11 protein-coding genes are annotated in these 16,398 nt (G+C 61.9%); 3 read left to right on the top strand and 8 right to left on the bottom strand.

From position 1 onward, the window contains the following. Window position 1: 1 nt before the first annotated feature. Window positions 2-835, bottom strand: coding sequence for an SWIM zinc finger family protein (locus tag HMPREF2565_RS09110; RefSeq protein WP_071407192.1), 834 nt, complete (start codon window positions 833-835; stop codon window positions 2-4). Then, a complete protein-coding gene (locus HMPREF2565_RS09115) occupies window positions 836-3,907 on the bottom strand; it encodes a DEAD/DEAH box helicase (protein WP_071407193.1) in 3,072 nt (1,023 codons plus the stop codon). It lies immediately after the preceding gene. Window positions 3,908-4,150: 243 nt separating this feature from the next. Here HMPREF2565_RS09115 and putP point away from each other — a divergent pair, with 243 nt between their 5' ends. After that, on the top strand, window positions 4,151-5,713 hold the full coding sequence (gene putP, locus HMPREF2565_RS09120; protein ID WP_070547258.1) for a sodium/proline symporter PutP: 1,563 nt from the start codon (window positions 4,151-4,153) through the stop codon (window positions 5,711-5,713). A 109-nt stretch (window positions 5,714-5,822) separates the two neighbouring features. On the opposite strand, the gene HMPREF2565_RS09125 is transcribed toward putP, so the two are convergent. Beyond that, the gene (locus tag HMPREF2565_RS09125) at window positions 5,823-7,163 is read right to left on the bottom strand and encodes a lipase family protein (RefSeq protein ID WP_071407194.1); all 1,341 of its coding nucleotides are present in this window, start codon (window positions 7,161-7,163) and stop codon (window positions 5,823-5,825) included. 194 nt (window positions 7,164-7,357) lie between these two features. Here HMPREF2565_RS09125 and HMPREF2565_RS09130 point away from each other — a divergent pair, with 194 nt between their 5' ends. Then, the gene (locus HMPREF2565_RS09130; protein WP_071407195.1) at window positions 7,358-7,900 is read left to right on the top strand and encodes an HNH endonuclease family protein; all 543 of its coding nucleotides are present in this window, start codon (window positions 7,358-7,360) and stop codon (window positions 7,898-7,900) included. Window positions 7,901-7,947: 47 nt separating this feature from the next. Next, window positions 7,948-8,391: a hypothetical protein gene (locus HMPREF2565_RS09135; RefSeq protein WP_046648900.1), complete on the top strand. Its 444-nt coding sequence runs from the start codon at window positions 7,948-7,950 to the stop codon at window positions 8,389-8,391. A gap of 104 nt (window positions 8,392-8,495) precedes the next feature. Here HMPREF2565_RS09135 and HMPREF2565_RS09140 read toward each other — a convergent pair whose 3' ends face one another. The 5 genes from HMPREF2565_RS09140 to HMPREF2565_RS09160 form a co-directional block, all read right to left on the bottom strand. Then, window positions 8,496-10,493, bottom strand: a complete 1,998-nt coding sequence (locus tag HMPREF2565_RS09140) for a DEAD/DEAH box helicase (protein WP_070511516.1) — start codon at window positions 10,491-10,493, stop codon at window positions 8,496-8,498. Between the two features lie 76 nt (window positions 10,494-10,569). Beyond that, a complete protein-coding gene (locus HMPREF2565_RS09145) occupies window positions 10,570-12,120 on the bottom strand; it encodes an ATP-binding protein (protein ID WP_071407196.1) in 1,551 nt (516 codons plus the stop codon). Between the two features lie 58 nt (window positions 12,121-12,178). Beyond that, on the bottom strand, window positions 12,179-13,357 hold the full coding sequence (gene hutI / locus HMPREF2565_RS09150; RefSeq protein WP_071407197.1) for an imidazolonepropionase: 1,179 nt from the start codon (window positions 13,355-13,357) through the stop codon (window positions 12,179-12,181). Between the two features lie 21 nt (window positions 13,358-13,378). Then, window positions 13,379-15,055 carry a urocanate hydratase gene (locus HMPREF2565_RS09155; protein ID WP_046648896.1) on the bottom strand — a complete coding sequence of 559 codons (1,677 nt, stop codon included), beginning with the start codon at window positions 15,053-15,055 and terminating at the stop codon, window positions 13,379-13,381. Between the two features lie 317 nt (window positions 15,056-15,372). Next, a complete protein-coding gene (locus HMPREF2565_RS09160) occupies window positions 15,373-16,272 on the bottom strand; it encodes a DUF559 domain-containing protein (RefSeq protein ID WP_070511510.1) in 900 nt (299 codons plus the stop codon). Window positions 16,273-16,398: the final 126 nt, after the last annotated feature.

Consider the following 16,398-nt stretch of genomic DNA (forward strand, 5'->3'; position numbering starts at 1 on the left):
TCTAGTGCGTCAGATGATAGTAAAGGTCCTCGACATCGGAGACCGCCCGAAGCAAATCTATGTTCGTATGACTGACAGATCTCATGGCCTTGCGCAGCAATTCCGGGTCGGAATCATCCACCGCAGGAGCAGTCTTCGGCTCCGGCAAGGGCGGGAGTTCTCGCCCCTCCCAGAACAAGGCATTGCGCTCCTCCTGAGAGATGTCCGCAGCCCCGCTCGCGGAGTAGGAATCCTCCGAGGCCGCCTTGGCCTGCTCCATGACCGCTTGATCCAGCCGCGCGAAGTCGAGTCCGCGCAGGGCAAAAATCACGGAGGGGTCAGCATCCATCCGGGCCGCGAGGCGGTCCGCCACCGCCACGACGTGCTTGCACACGTACTCCGGATCGGGGCAGGTGCAGGAGAAACGGAGGTCGTCGGGGTACTCGGCGATGAGGATGTCGAGGGAGGCGTCGGCAAGCATGCCCTCCCTGGCCTTCGCCACGGAGTTGGGCGTGCGCGCGAACATCTCCGACAGCCGCCCGATGTCCTCATTGTTGCGGTAGGGCACTTGGATGAGCACCGCGAAAGGCTCGTTCTGGGAGCCAGCAACTTTGCCGTGCACAGCGCCGTTGCGCACATCGAGGCCCACGACGTGGCCCTCCGTGGCGTACTGGCGCCCGCGGCGAATTCGGCCGGAATCCGTTTGCTGGTTGACAAAGTTGAGCAGGCGCGTGGCCGCCGGCTGCATGGTGCGCACGCGGTCGACGCGGTTGACCTCCTCCGGCGTGCTCACGCGCTTGCGGGTGCCGAAGTTGGCGTAGATGACGTTGTTGTCCTCAGGACTCTTCGGTGCCATTTACTTCTCCTGTTCCCTGTAGCTCATGAGATCCGCCAGCTGCTCGGGGCTCAGTTCGGTGAGCCAGCCCTCGCCTTCGCCCACGACGGCACCGGCCAGCTGCGTTTTGCCGTCGAGGATGTCCTGGATGGATTCCTCCAAGGTACCGGCGGTAATCATCTTGTAGACCTGCACGTTGCGCTGCTGGCCGATGCGGAAGGCGCGGTCCGTGGCCTGGTTTTCCACCGCCGGATTCCACCAGCGGTCCATGTGCACGACTATCGACGCCGCCGTGAGGTTCAGCCCGGTACCTCCTGCCTTGAGCGAGAGCAGCATGACGGGTGCGCCGTTATCGGCCTGGAATTCTTCAACCATCTGGTCGCGCCGGTTCTTGCTGACCCCGCCGTGGAGGAAGGGAATCTCGCAGCCCAGCTGCTCAGACAGGTAGGGCTGGAGGACGTCACCGAAGGCCTTGTACTGGGTAAAGACCAGCACGCGCTCCGAGGATTCGATGGCCTGGTCGATGATCCGCATGAGTTCTTCCACCTTGCCGGAGCGGTGCTTGCCCTTGATGGTGACAGCGCTGCCATCGGCCAAGAAGTGCGCTGGGTGGTTGCAGATCTGCTTGATGCGGGTCAGTGACGCCAAGATGAGGCCGCGGCGCGAGATGCCCTCCTTCTTCTTTGCCAGGGCCTGTTCCACGTCATTGACCAGGGCCTTGTAGAGGGCGGCCTGCTCATCGGTCATGCGCACGGTGATGATCTGCTCGGACTTCTCCGGCAGGTCATCGATGATATTCGGATCCGTCTTAAGGCGGCGCAGGATGAATGGGCCAGTGAGCAGGCGCAGGCGCTCCGCCATGACTTCGCTGCCTTCGCGCTCGATGGCCTTGGCAAAGTGGTTGCGGAAGAAGGAAGCAGAGCCCAAGATCCCGGGGTTGCAATAGTCCAGGATGGAGCGCATTTCCGACAGGCGGTTCTCAATCGGCGTGCCGGTCAGCGCCACGCGGTGGCGCGAGGGGATGGCGCGCACGGCCTTGGAGGAGCGCGTGGAGGCGTTCTTGATCGCTTGGGCTTCATCGAGGACCACGCGGTCCCACTCCACCTTGCTCAAGGTCAGGAAGTCACGGCTGACCGTGCCATATGAGGTGATGACGATATCGGCGTTCTGCGCCGCCGTGACCAGCTCCTCGCCCTTCAGGCGCCCGGTGCCGTGTTGCACCATGACCTTAAAATCCGGTACGAAGCGCTTGGCCTCCCTAGCCCAGTTACCCACCACGGAGGTCGGGGCAACCACCAGAGTGGGCTTCCACGCCTCCGCTTCCTCAGCTGACTCATGGGCGGCCTTTTCTACCGCCAACAAAGACAGCAGCTGCAGGGTCTTGCCCAACCCCATGTCATCCGCCAGCACCGCGCCGATGTTGTTGCGGGACATCCAATACAGCCAGTCCACACCCCGGCGCTGGTACTCGCGTAGCTCGGCATGGACCGTATCGGGGATCTCCACGCGGTCGGGCGCGGTGCTATCCAGCCCGCCGAGCAGCGACGTGTGCCACTCGGAGCCGGTGAAGGCAACGGGGTCCTCCGCCATCGACTTCAATGCCATCTCGCGCAGATCCGCCAGCGTGACCGCTTCTTCCTGCTCGCCCTCATTGAATTCCTTGCGACGGCGCTCCACCTCGGCCACGAGCTCTTCCCAGCCGGGTTGTTCCAGCTGACGGGCCATCTCCGCGGTCGCGGCGAGTTGCTCCAGCTCCTTCAGGGCGCGCTTGCGGGCTGTGTCCGCCAACTCGCGCATGTACTGCGAGATCTTGTTCAAAGCCTGGGTATCCGCCATGACCCACTCGCCGCGCAGGCGAATGAGACCAGACTTGGAGGAGATGAGCTCGTGCATTTCGGCGTCGGTAAGCTGCGTATCCCCCACCGAGAGCTTCCAGTCATAGCTGAACAGCTTTTCCATGCCGATGTGCGCCTTGGTGGCGGCATCGGCTGGATCGCGCACCTCCGTGGTTTCCAGCTTGGCCTTGGTCTCCATGTGGGACCAGGACTTGGGCAGCAGCACGGTAAAGCCGGCTTTGCGCAGGGCGGCGGCGTCGTGGGTGACAAAATCCACGAGCTGCTCCGTGGTCAGGTAGACGTCCCAGTCACCCGCATTCCGGCTCGCCGGGGCGGAGTTGTACTTCAGCCGCGGTGCCACGTCGAAGGCATGGCGGCGGGCTTCGCGCAGCTTCTCGACGCTCCCCCGATCCAACTGCTCCTGCCGCACCGGCAGCGGCGAATCCGTGCCGGAGCGCACCAGCAGGCGAATGGGCCACGCTGCATCCTCGACGGAGACATTATCATTTGGCGGCTCCTCCACGAGGAAGACCAGTTGAAGATCTACAGAGGTAATGGAGTCTTTCCACTCGTTGAGACCGCGCAGCAACTGCGCGCGCCCCTTCTTCACAGGCGAAGTTCTCAACAGCGCCTGGGCGAAGTCATGCCACGGCGCGGCGCGTGGGGCATCGATCTGCGGGCGCAGCTGAGTATAGGCAATCCAGTGTGTGAGCTCATCCGCCAAATCATCAGAGAGAGCCCGGTTATTAATGGAGAGGATGCCGGGCGCGGAGGCCAGCATCTCTGCCAGCCAGCTGCGCTCCCCCAAGCCCGAAGCCAGTTGCCACATCGGGTACCACTCGCCGGCTTGGTAGGACAGGCGGATGGTCACGCGGCCGGCCCGGACGAAACGGTAGAGGCCGCGGTAGGCGCGGATGAGCCACAGGAGATCTGGCGCGATGGTCGCGCGCTGCTCCGGGGTGGCCGCTTGGCTATCGGTGTCGAGGTATTCCAGCTTGGCCAAGGTCTCCACCGCTTCATCCGGGGCGAACATGGCCATGGGCACCATGAGGGAGACATCTTTGCCCTTTGGAGTGCGCAGGGACACTCGTGCTCGGTTGCGGAAGGTCTTCTTACTCAGGATGTTATCGACCGCATCCGGGAAGGTTCCCTCTGGCACTGCTGAGGGCATGATGATCTTGTGCCCTTCGACCTGTTCGATCCATAGACTCAGGCCGGAGACGGGCAGCCAGAGGCCATGCAGCAGGTAAGAAGCCATAGGGGCCAGTTTAGCAGCACACCTTTTGGGGGACGGGGTCGCAGAAAGTTCCCGAATCCTGCCTAAATAGACAATCGTTATAGTCTCGTTACATAACGACGTAACACCAGTAAGACCGTACAATAAGCTGTGACCAAGGTAACCAAATACTGGTCACGCAGCCAATTCTCAGTTGGGTCAGAGGAATTGCCTCGTTAGCGTGAGTAGGTCCTATTTATAAATCTCAATCTCAAGGAGAGATCAGTGCAAGACTCCACTTGGTATGTCGTTGCGATGATCATCTACCTGCTTGCCATGGCCGCCATCGGCTTCTGGAGCTACAAGCAGACGGATGAGTACGACGACTACGTTCTCGCCGGCCGCGGCCTTCACCCGTTCGTAGCCGCCCTATCCGCCGGCGCCTCCGATATGTCCGGTTGGCTGCTCATGGGCCTGCCGGGCGCTTTGTTCCTGACCGGTATGTCCGAGCTGTGGATGGCCATCGGCCTCCTCATCGGTGCTTGGGCCAACTGGAAGTGGGTCGCGCCGCGTCTGCGCTCCTACTCCGAAATTGCCGGCAACTCCATTACCGTGCCCTCCTTCTTTGAAAACCGCCTGCACGATAAGTCGCGCCTGCTGCGCATCATCGCGGCGGCCATCATTATCTTCTTCTTCACCTTCTACGTCTCCTCCGGCATGGTGGCCGGCGGCCGTTACTTCGAGTCCAGCTTCGGCGGCGACTACATGGTCGGCATGCTCGTCGTGGCAGCCGTGACGGTCTTCTACACCTTCGTCGGTGGCTTCCTGGCGGTGTCCTACACCGATACCGTTCAAGGCCTGCTGATGTTCGCCTCGCTCATCATCGTGCCGATCATGGTGCTCTTCTCCTTGGATAACCCGGGTGAGATCTTCAGCTTCGCCGCTGAGAACCCCTACGCCACCGGTGGCGTGATTGAGAACCCCAATTACTTCTCCCTGTTCTCTGGCGTATCCGCCGCCGTCATCATCGGCAACCTGGCCTGGGGCCTGGGTTACTTCGGTCAGCCGCACATCATCGTGCGCTTCATGGCGCTGCGCAAGCCTTCCGACGCCCGCGCGGGCCGCTTCTACGGTGTCAGCTGGATGGGCATCTCCCTGATCGGAGCCATCTTTGTGGCGCTCTCCGGCACGGTCTTCTTCACTGAGACCAACCACTCCATTACTGACCAGGAGAACTACGAGACCATCTTCCTGGACATGGCTCAGGTCATGTTCCACCCGCTGTTTGCTGGTCTGGTTCTGACCGCCGTTCTGGCAGCCATCATGTCCACGATGTCCTCCCAGATGCTGGTGGTCTCCACCTCCCTCATTGAGGACCTCTACCTCATCTTCGCTAAGAAGAAGCCAAGCCAGAACGTCCTGATCAACCTGTCCCGTACTGCCGTCGTGGCCATCGCCATCGTCGCCGCTGTGCTGGCAATCAACCCGTCGGATTCGATTCTGGGTCTGGTCGGCTTCGCCTGGGCCGGCTTCGGCTCCGCCTTCGGCCCGCTGGTGCTGCTGTCGCTGTACTGGAAGCGCCTCAACTCCACCGGCGCCATCGCCGGCATGATCACCGGTGCCGTCGTGGCCATCGGCTGGGGCATGAGCCCGCTGGGCGATACCCTTTACGAGCTGGTTCCGGGCTTCATCTCCGCTCTGCTCGTATCCGTCGGTGTTTCCCTTGCTACCAAGGCTCCGGATGAGAAGGTCATCCAGGAATTCGAGGAGGCTACCCGCTTGGCCAAGCTCGTTGAAGAAAACGATGACTTGGACTTCGAGGAGGCCGCGGAGAAGGTTCAGAAGTAGCCTTCGGCCCCTCCCCCTCCTTCTTTTAAACCCCTCGTCGGGCTAGTTCATCACTAAGCTCCGGCGAGGGGTTTGTCTTGTGAACTGAGGTGCCCGAGACACCTTCCTTTTAAGACAGCGCTGCCTCAATAGCCTTGACGGATTCCTTAATATGCGGGACGGTACCAGCCACGTGGGAGCGGGCATCATTCGGAATGAAGGTCACGTTTGCACCACGCGAAGTCCACTGCTCAACCAGCTGCTCAGCGGTGGAGAAAGGAATCACATCATCGCCGCGGCCGTGCGTAACCACCACCGGAATCGACGGCGCATCGTAACCAATGTGCTGGTCCGCCAGAATTCGGTCAAAGGGCGCAGTAGCAATGAATTCGTCAACGCTGTTGCCCTCATTGCTGATCTGTTCAATGGTGGTTCCTGAAAAGCCAGCCAGCCCCAGGGTGCAGGTGTTGGTGGCGCGCTTGAGAATTGCAGCCCCCTTCTCATTGAGATGAGCGTACAGGTCTTCGCCATAGGAGTTACTCAAGCCCAACAACGCATAGGACTCAAAAAGGAAATACAGCGTGCCGTCGAGAGCCGGCGGCAGCAACGTCAGATCCGCGGGTGCAGCACCAATCGTTGCTAGCTTGACGTTAAGCTCAGGCGCGTAGTCATCATAGAGTTCCGCTGCTGATGCCGCTGCCCCACCTCCCTGCGAATAGCCGTTAATGAACACGGGGTTGTCACCACTAATATCCCAGCCGTTCAGCTGCTGTGCCGCACGCGCACTATCCAAGACTGCATGCCCCTGGGAGATTCGGTCCATGTAAGTGTGCATTCCTGGGGTACCAAGACCTTCATAGTCTGTCACCACCACCGCATATCCCTTCTTCAAGTATTGCTCGAAGAAGAACTGCTCATAATCCCCCACGCCTTCAGCAATCTTGCGCGACGGCGCACAGCGGTCTGCCACACCCTGGGTACCAGGGGCGAATGCTACAACCGGGCGTGGTCCCGGCTTCGTCCATGCTGCTTTGGGCTCAATAACAATGCCGCTGACTGCCGTTTTCTCTCCCGTGCGGTTGGTAGAGGAATACAGGATGCGCTGGGCCTTGTAGGGGCCGATATTTGTAATTCCGAGGGTATTCGCCGGGTTGCGAACAGGCGCGGAACGGAAAAGCTGGCCGGGGGTGGATGACTCCAGATCTACAGCATCGTGGTAGAAGGCCGAGTATTCATCACCGACCGGACTGTTACCACCAGGTGCTGGTGCTGTGGAGTAATTCTTTAACTCTTCGGCGGCATCCTTAATGTCCCCGGATTCGTTGGGGCTCTCCGTTGCTATGGGGTCTTTGAGGGCTTCCTCGGCGAGTGCAGATTCCGGCAGTTCCGGCGCGACGTCCTGCGCAAAGGCAAGAGGGCTTGCTGCAACAACGAGACATGTCGCAGCAAGAATGGGGAGCGGAGATTTCACTGCGTTTCCTTTCTTTTAGCAGTGATAGCGGGATCAGTAATTTTGACATTCTTAATCTATTACCAAGCTAATTATTAAAACTATTCTTATTTTGTCAAGTTTTGTTGACATCACAACCCACCTAATTGCGTGCTTGGCGACGCCCCTCCGAGCCCTTCAGGAACCCCTCCACGCCACGTGCAGTCTAAAAGTGCATGAACCTGCGCGCGGCCTATATCGGTTTCCTCTCCATAGCCACGGTGGCCTACGGCGGCTACCATCTCCTTCCCGGCCCGGACCTGGGTGTGGCTACCGTGCCTGCGCGCGTGGAGGCCCCTGGCTACAACCGCGATGACTTCGGCGGCTGGGCGCCGGGCACCCGCGATAACGTCAAAGCAGCGCAGACCATCGACGGCACCCTCTTCGATCCTTATGCCCGCGCACCTGCGGCGGAGCGCGTCGAAGTCGACCACGTCTTTCCGCTCTCAGCAGCCTGGGACCTTGGCGCCTCAACGTGGCCGCGCGATAAGAAAATGGCCTTCGCCAACGATCCGCTCAACCTTGTTGCCACTGCCCGCAATTTGAACCAAACCAAGTCCGATTCCTTGCCGGCGGACTGGCTCCCGCCCGCCGACCGCTGCGACTACTCGCTGCGCCTTGCCGCGGTGGCGCGCAAGTACCAACTACCGTTGCCTGACCGCGATTATGCGGTCATGCGCCACCAGTGCCGATTCGATTTCATCTCCCAGCACCGTTAGACTTTCGCTGGGAAAAGCCCCGTACAGAAAGGTAAAGCGCACTCCCCATGACAAGCTTGCTTATTTTCCTCCATGCCTTCGCCGCTATCTTGTTGGTCGGTACCGTGTGTATCTCCACCTCCGCCTTCCCTGCCCAGCTGGCAAAGGCTGGCGCCGGTGATGCTTCGGCCGCAGGTGCCGCCGGCATCCTCAACAAGATCACCTCGACCTATGGCTACATTTCCGCCATCGTTCCGGTCATCGGTCTGGCTGTCTTCCTTACTGACCTGGCTGCCTACAAATCTCAGGTCCAGTTCCACATTGCCCTTCTGCTCTCCGTCATCGCCTGGGTCATTCTGCTCGTCGTGGTTATCCCGAAGCAGAACCAGGCCATGGCTGCGATTGCCAGCCCGGGCAGCGCCGATGTGGCCAAGCTGAAGAAGCAGCTGGCGATGTTCTCCGGTATCTTCAACCTGCTGTGGGTTGTCTGCGCCATCCTGATGTACGTCTAAACTCTTCGGTTTAGGCCTCAACAGATAAAACCTCCCAAGCTCTCAGCGAGAGTTTGGGAGGTTTTCTCGTGCAGCGTTAAGGCCGCTGCGGCGCCTAGCGGAGCCTAGTCGCGCCAACCGCCGCGGCGCCCACCACGGTCGCGGCCACGTCCACCGCGGTCACGGTCGCGGTATCCGCCGCGCTCACCGCGTCCGCGTCCGCCGTAGCCGCCGCGGCCACGGTCGTCATCGTAGTTCCGGCGCGGCGGGCGGCCGGTGTCCTTCTGGATCTTGATGAGCTGTCCGGAAATGCGGGTGTCCTTCAGACGGTCCAGCACTGCCGGGTCCAGGTTCTTCGGCAGGTCCACCAAGGTGTGGCCCACCGCGATGGTGATACGGCCGAAGTCCTTGGAAGTCAGGCCACCTTCGTTGGCCAGCGCACCCACGATCGCACCCGGGCGCACGTTCTGGCGCTTGCCGACGTCCAGCCGGTACGTCTCAAAGTCCCCATCCGGGCGGCGCGGGCCGCGGTCACGGTCGCGGCCACCGCGGTCACGACCACGATCACGGTCACGCCCGCGGCCGTCGCGCTCGAAGCGATCGCGCTCGCGACGGTCCTTCTTAGTCACCGGGCGCTCCTTGAGCAGGAAGTCCGTCCCGCCCTGCAGCTGCACGGCCAAGGCCGCGGCGATATCATCCATCGCCACGTTCTCCGCTGCAGAGTACTCGCGCACCATGTCGCGGAAGAACTCGAACTGCTTGTCCTCCTGCGAAGCGCCGATGGAAGCGAAGAACTTCTCCTTACGCTTAGCATTGACCTCATCCGCGGTCGGAAGATCCATCTCCTCCAAGCGGGCATTGGTCACGCGCTCGATGGAGCGCAGCATGCGACGCTCACGCGGTGTGACAAACAGGATCGCCTCACCAGTGCGGCCGGCACGGCCCGTACGGCCAATGCGGTGCACGTAGGACTCGGTGTCATTCGGGATGTCGTAGTTGACCACGTGGGTAATGCGGTCCACGTCGAGGCCACGGGCCGCCACGTCGGTAGCCACCAAGATGTCGAGGCGGCCATCCTTAAGCTGATCGACGGTGCGCTCACGCTGCTGCTGGGCAATATCGCCATTGATGGCGGCAGCGTTGTAGCCGGCCTCCTTGAGGCTATCGGCCACGTCTTCGGTCGCGTGCTTGGTGCGGCAGAAGACGATGATGGCGTCGTAGTCAATGACCTCGAGGATGCGGGTGAAGGCATCCATCTTGTGGCGGTGCGGGGTCAGCAGGAAGCGCTGCGTGATGTTGTCATTCGTACGGCGCTCCGACTTCACCGTGATCTCGGCGGGGTCGTTGAGGTACTGCTTAGACAGGCGGCGAATCGAGTTCGGCATGGTGGCCGAGAAGAGTGCGACCTGCTTGTCTTCCGGGGTGTCCTCAAGAATGCGCTCGACGTCTTCCTGGAAGCCCATGTTGAGCATCTCGTCCGCCTCATCGAGGACGAGGAAGCGCAGCTGCGAGATATCCAGGGAGCCCTTCTCCAGGTGGTCGATGACGCGGCCCGGGGTGCCCACAATGATCTGGGCACCACGGCGCAGACCAGAGAGCTGGATGCCATAAGCCTGGCCACCGTAGATAGGCAGAACTTCGATGCGGCCCAAGTGGTCGGCGAAGGACTGGAAAGAATCCGCAACCTGGAGGGCGAGCTCGCGCGTGGGCGCGAGGACCAAAGCCTGCGGGTAGCGGGCCTCGGTATCAATCTGGGAGAGAACCGGCAGAGCGAAGGCCGCGGTCTTACCCGTACCCGTCTGGGCCAGACCGACGACGTCGCGGCCCTCCATGAGGATCGGGATGGTTTCTTCCTGAATTGGGGATGGCTTGGTAAAGCCCACCTTGGACACGGCTTCCTGAACGTCATCGGGAAGGCCGAGGTGTGCAAAACCCTGGGAGTTGTCGTTGGCTGAAGTTTCTTCAGCGCCGGTGTCCTCAGGGTTATTCGCAGCCCCGGTGTCCTGGTTCGACACCTGCGAAGCGTCCAATGCTTCGCCACCTTGCGAGTTTTCCTGAGATTCCGACTTATTGAATTCTTCCGGCTCGTTTACGCCGCCGGTGGCGTTATCGGTAATGCTCATTGCTCAGACCAGAGTACGGCACCGGCACCCAATTAGCTATTTCGCCGCTGAATTACCCGAGCTTTTCCGCCTCGGGCTACTCCTTCGCAGCGTAACGCGTGGCGCGGTCACCGTGTTTGCCGCGCATCGTGACGTGCCCGGACTCGATGAGCTTGCCCAACGCATAACGCACCTGGCCGCGGGTGAGCTGCGTGCTGTTCACGATGTCCACGAGCGAGAGCTCGCCGTTCCGGCGCAGCGCGCTAAGCACAAGGGCTGGGTTTCCGCCGAGCTTGGCGACGAGCCCGTCTTCCACCACACTGCCCTCCTTCGCTGTCTGTGCTGGGGCAAACGCGGGCTGAAAGGAAGCAGAGGCGCTGCGAGTCGCGGGGGCGTGCTCGTCATCGCCTCGCCCCGCTCTCCAGAGGATCACGGTGAAGCGAACACCAGTGTCGATGAGGGTCGGCGGGCGCAAGCCGGCTTTGCGAAGGGACGAAAAGACGACCTTCATGCCTCCGCCCTGGCCCTCGATGACGCGCTCGCCATCCTCTAGACGCAATTTCGTGCTCAGTGCATACAGGCGCGGGTTTACAGCGACGGGTGACAGTACCCTTCCCTTGAGTTCTTCCACGGAGATGCCGCGTAGCCCACCCGGGCTGGTCACGATCAGTGCCTGGCGAGTCAGCCGAATGGTGACGAACTTCCCGGCACCTAAGCTTTCCGGCCCGAGGTCTCGGTGGACTACGGCATTAGCTATGACCTCGCGGACCGCTTCGAGGGGAAGCTCGGGAACCTCGCGCAGATGTCCATCCGTGCCATAGACCAAGTCGGTATCGATATTCCGGCGCACCCACGCCACGGCCGCATCCACCAGATCCGGGACGGGCCCATAAAACTCTTCCAGGTTCCGGGTGCGCGGTCCTTCCTCCCCCGCCGGGTATTGCACGGCCGCAGAAATATGCAGGTCGGGAAAGAATCCCTGCGGAAAGCGCCCCAGAGCGTACAAACCGGCCACACTCAGTTGTCCTCGGGAATCGACCACGCGAAATAGCTCCAGTAACGCGGCATCACTCACATCTCGCAAACGAGGAGTGGCTCTGCGCAGCTCCGCTACTGCTTCTTTGAGCGTCGAATCATCACAAACTTCTAGGCTTGACCCGGGAACGGGTGCTGAGTCATAGGCAATGGCCTCGCGCGCGTGTAGTTTATCCACCTCGATCATGCGGAGGTCGTTGGAGCTCATGACATAGTCACCGTCCGCCATGCGCAGGTAGGGCCGCCCCCGATAGAGCGCCGGCCGCTGGTGCGGCAGCACGCCTTCGATGTGGCCGAGCACCACAGCACGCCCTTCGATATGGAGGGTCTGGGTCTCAATGTAAGGCGCGGGTTCCACGAGGGTGCGTGCCTGATCCGCCAGGGCGCTTTCGATAGCGCCAGGATCGTCCACGCCGTGCACCGCAAAGCCGGGCTCCGCCACTCCAATGATGACGGTGCCGCCACGCGGCAAGTTGGCGAAGGCACACAGAGTAGCCCCCAAGGACTGCGGCATTCCGCCGCGTCCCGATTTCACCTCCACGGTCGTCGTATCCGACTGCAAGAGGCGACAGTGCTCGAGGTAGTCCTCGAGCTGCTCTACTGTCCACATCATGCCTGCAGAATACCGCAGACTGCAAAGTTTTACACTCTAGAGTGCGAGACTTTGCTTTCTAGACCTCGCGGCCGCCGACGAAGGTCTTGAACGTCATCGGCATGCCCGGGCGGTAAGCCAGGTGGATAGCGCTCGGGGCATCGAGGACGTGCAGGTCCGCAGCAGCGCCGACTACCAGCGAGCCCTTGGCAGGGCGGCCCTTCGCATCCTTGCCCTCGCCAGCATCCTGGCGGCGCAGCGCGGTAGCACCGCCCAGCGTACCGGCGGCAATGGCCTCATCGAGGGTGAGGTGCTGCTGGAGCACGGCCGTCGTGATGCAGAAGTTCATTGCGGAGGTGTACGAGGTGCCCGGGTTGAGGTTGGAGGCGATGGCGACGGTCGCGCCGGCATCAATAAGCTTGCGGCCCGGCGCCAGCGGCTCACGGGTAGACAGATCGCAGGCCGGCAACAACGTAGCCACCGTATCGGAGGAGGCCAGCGCCTCAACATCCGCGTCGCTGAGGTAGTTGACGTGGTCCACGGAGGCCGCGCCCAACTCCACCGCGAGCGCTACGCCAGGGCCCTCGCCGAGCTGGTTGCCGTGCACGCGCACGCCAAGTCCGCGAGCCTTGCCGGCCTCGAGCACGCGGCGCGATTGCTTCTCGTCGAAGGCACCACGCTCGCAGAAGACGTCAATCCACTGCACGTGCTCCGCCACGCCGTCGAGCATCGGGCCCACAACCTCGTCGAGGTAGGTTTCGGCCTCTGCTCCCGGCGACACGAGGTGCGCGCCGAGGAAGGTCACGTCATCGACGTGGCGGGCCGCCACGCGAGCGGCCTCCACCTCGGATTCGGTATTGAGACCGTAACCGGTCTTCGTCTCCAAGGTGGTCGTTCCACCCCGGCGGGCAGCGGCGATGCGTTCCACCAGGAGTTTTTCCAGGCGCTCCTCCCCCGCCGAGCGGGTCGCGTCCATCGTCACGGCGATGCCGCCGGCCTGGTAGGACTCGCCCGCCATGCGGGCCTCAAACTCGGCGGAGCGGTCGCCATCGAAGATCATGTGGGTATGGGAATCCACCCAGCCCGGCAGAACTGCGCGCCCGCCCAGGTCGACCTTCTCGTCCGCGGCCGGGGCCTCGGAGGCTGGGCCGATCCAGGCGATGGTGCCGTCGGTGTTGGCGATGAGTGCGGCGTCGGCAAGCATGCCTGCCTCCGACACCGTGCGCAGCTCTGAGATTCCAGTAAACAGGGTGGACATGATCTTCTTTTCCTCTCTTGTCTAGTCGCGGGCCTTGAATTCCATCGGGATACGCACACCGCGCTCGTCGGCGACTTCCTTGGCGCGAGTGTAACCGGAATCCACGTGGCGGATAACACCCATGCCCGGGTCGTTGGTTAGCACCGCGCGCAGCTTGGCGGCGGCCAGCTCGGTGCCATCGGCGACGGTGACCTGGCCCGCGTGGATGGAGCGACCCATGCCCACGCCGCCGCCGTGGTGGATGGATACCCAGGTGGCACCGGAGGAGACAGCGGTCATTGCGTTGAGCAGCGGCCAGTCAGCCACGGCGTCGGTGCCGTCGAGCATGGCCTCGGTCTCGCGGTACGGGGAGGCCACGGAACCGGAATCGAGGTGGTCGCGGCCGATGACGATCGGAGCCTTGATCTTGCCTTCCTTGACCAGGTCATTGAAGAGCAGGCCAGCCTTGTGGCGCTCGTTGTAGCCCAGCCAGCAAATACGTGCCGGCAGGCCCTCGAACTCCACGTACTCCTCGGCGGCATCGAGCCAGTTGTGCAGGTGCTCGTTGTCCGGGAAGAGCTCCTTAAGTGCTTGGTCGGTGACCTTGATGTCCTCCGGATCGCCGGAGAGCGCTGCCCAGCGGAAGGGGCCGAGACCCTCACAGAAGAGCGGGCGGATGTAGGCCGGAACGAAGCCCGGGAACTCGAAGGCGCGCTGGTAGCCGGCCTTGCGGGCCTCGTCGCGGATGGAGTTGCCGTAGTCGAAGACCTCGGCGCCCTCGTCCTGGAATTCCACCATGGCCTGGACCTGGGCGGCCATGGCCTCGCGGGCCTTCTTGGTGAAGGTGGTCGGATCTGCCTTGGCCTCGTTGTGCCAATCCTCGACGGTGATTTCGGTGGGCAGGTAGCTCAGCGGGTCGTGCGCGGAGGTCTGGTCCGTAACGATATCCACGGTGAACTCGCCCGCGCGCTGGCGGCGCAGCACCTCCGGGAAGACCTCGGCGGCGTTGCCCACCAGGCCGACGGACAGCGGCTTCTTGTTCTCCTTGGCGTCGAGCACCAGCTTGAGTGCCTCATCCAGGTCGGTGACGACCTCATCGAGGTAGCGCTTGGACTGGCGGCGCTTCAGGCGGGTCTCGTCAACATCGACGATGAGGCAGGCGCCGCCGTTCAAGGTCACGGACAGCGGCTGCGCGCCGCCCATACCGCCGCAGCCACCGGTCAGGGTGAAGGTGCCGGCGAGCGTGCCGTTGAAGCGCTTCTTGGCCACGGCCGCGAAGGTCTCGAAAGTACCCTGCAGGATGCCCTGGGTAGCGATGTAAATCCAGGAACCGGCCGTCATCTGGCCGTACATCATCAGGCCCTCGTCCTCGAGCTTGCGGAAGTGCTCCCAGTTAGCCCAGTCGCCGACCAAGTTGGAGTTGGCAATGAGCACGCGCGGTGCCCACTCGTTGGTCTTCCAAACGCCGACCGGCTTGCCGGACTGCACCAGCAGGGTCTCGTCGGATTCGAGGTCCTTCAGCGACTCCACGATGGCGTCGAAGGCCTCCCAGCTGCGGGCTGCACGGCCGGTGCCGCCGTAGACTACGAGGTCCTCGGGGCGCTCAGCAACCTCGGGGTCGAGGTTGTTCATGAGCATGCGCAGCGGGGCTTCGGTCTGCCAAGACTTGGCGTTCAGTTCGGTTCCGCGCGGGGCGCGTACTTCGCGGGGTTCAGACATGACTTCCTTTCGCTCGTGCTTTTCGACGCCCTTCCAAACCCCCAAGGCCGGTTTCCCGGGGCTGTCCCTTGTGGGGCTTGGTCAGCGTCACACATCAGAAGCTACTGTGACGCAGCACCAACTTCTAGGGCTCTTTTGGCCTGCCTGTCTCAGATACAAGACTGTCACCCGACCAGTATTGGGCGCCGCGCTGCCTGCAATCCAGAGCCCAACCCAAAAGTGCAGACCTGGAAGTGCATTCACGCAGGTGGGCGTCGTCCAGCGCCAAGGCAGTGCTTTGCGACGACCAGCAGGTCTGCACTTCCAGGTCTGCACTTTTACAAGCGCGGGCCGCGTGCCAGGTGTTTGCCCACCGTCTCCTGGAAATAGTCAGGCCGCGAACTCAACTGTTCTGGGCTAAACCTCAAGACGATGTAGCCCTTGTTGAGGATGGCTTGCTGGCGCCGATGCTCCGCGCGAATTACCTCTTCGGCCTCGAAGCGGTACTTGACGTTTCCGTCAATCTCAATCACGAGCCACCCATTAATGACCAGATCCGCTCGATAGTTCTCAATCACATACTGCGCCTTGACCCAGCGCAGCTCCGGGTAGTCCGCCGCAAGAATCAAGGCACGGGCATAGGATTCCCACGGTGACTCCGCGCAATTGACGCTTTCAGCAACCGCCCGCCGCGCGGCGGCAACACCCTTAACTCTCCCCATAGCGCCGAGCGTTTCGTTAATCCCGAACTGACCTACATTGCGCGCCCGCACGGCATCGACGGCAACGAGCCCCTCCTCAAATCCATAGAACCGCGCAATATCAATGGCCGTGCGCTCCAGGGTTGACACGCGAATCCCGTGAACCACCGTCTCTTTACCGCGCAAATCCATGCGGCGATAACGGACAGTGGCTTTAGATCGTGGAGGTACCGAGTTCGAAGGCAACGTCGCCTCCCATTCGGTCGGCGGCACAACCAGCGGAATTCCATGAATAAGGGCGGCGGACTTTCCCACTAATGTCGCCTTGGGCAAGGTCAACCCGAGCACGTACGCCTTCGCGGTCTCCTTCTGCCACGGCTTGAGTTCGTGCCAATGCACCATCGGCAGCACGAAGCACCACGCCAGTTTGGCCACCTTGCCGGCATGCACCTTCTTCCACCGGGGATCATCATTGGGCAGCTTCCGAAGGTCGATAAGGTGCTGGTCTAAAAAGCTAAAGAGTTGTTCATTGTTCATGCACTACTCATAACCCAGCTTTGTGTGCCTCGCCACAGATAGGCTTCCGTTCTTCACCTCCGCCGCACTACCTGTAATCCGGTGCCCAGCCTAAAAGTGCAGACCTGGAAGTGCATTCATGCAGGT

This window comes from Corynebacterium sp. HMSC072A04, assembly GCF_001809235.1.
GTDB lineage: Bacteria > Actinomycetota > Actinomycetes > Mycobacteriales > Mycobacteriaceae > Corynebacterium > Corynebacterium hiratae.

Coding starts and splice junctions, on each gene's coding strand:
- HMPREF2565_RS09130 (WP_071407195.1), top strand. CDS start 7,358: ATGAACCTGCGCGCGGCCTATATCGGTTTCCTCTCCATAGCCACGGTG.
- HMPREF2565_RS09115 (WP_071407193.1), bottom strand. CDS start 3,907: ATGGCTTCTTACCTGCTGCATGGCCTCTGGCTGCCCGTCTCCGGCCTG.
- hutI (WP_071407197.1), bottom strand. CDS start 13,357: ATGTCCACCCTGTTTACTGGAATCTCAGAGCTGCGCACGGTGTCGGAG.
- HMPREF2565_RS09110 (WP_071407192.1), bottom strand. CDS start 835: ATGGCACCGAAGAGTCCTGAGGACAACAACGTCATCTACGCCAACTTC.
- HMPREF2565_RS09135 (WP_046648900.1), top strand. CDS start 7,948: ATGACAAGCTTGCTTATTTTCCTCCATGCCTTCGCCGCTATCTTGTTG.
- HMPREF2565_RS09155 (WP_046648896.1), bottom strand. CDS start 15,055: ATGTCTGAACCCCGCGAAGTACGCGCCCCGCGCGGAACCGAACTGAAC.
- HMPREF2565_RS09160 (WP_070511510.1), bottom strand. CDS start 16,272: ATGAACAATGAACAACTCTTTAGCTTTTTAGACCAGCACCTTATCGAC.
- HMPREF2565_RS09140 (WP_070511516.1), bottom strand. CDS start 10,493: ATGAGCATTACCGATAACGCCACCGGCGGCGTAAACGAGCCGGAAGAA.
- HMPREF2565_RS09145 (WP_071407196.1), bottom strand. CDS start 12,120: ATGATGTGGACAGTAGAGCAGCTCGAGGACTACCTCGAGCACTGTCGC.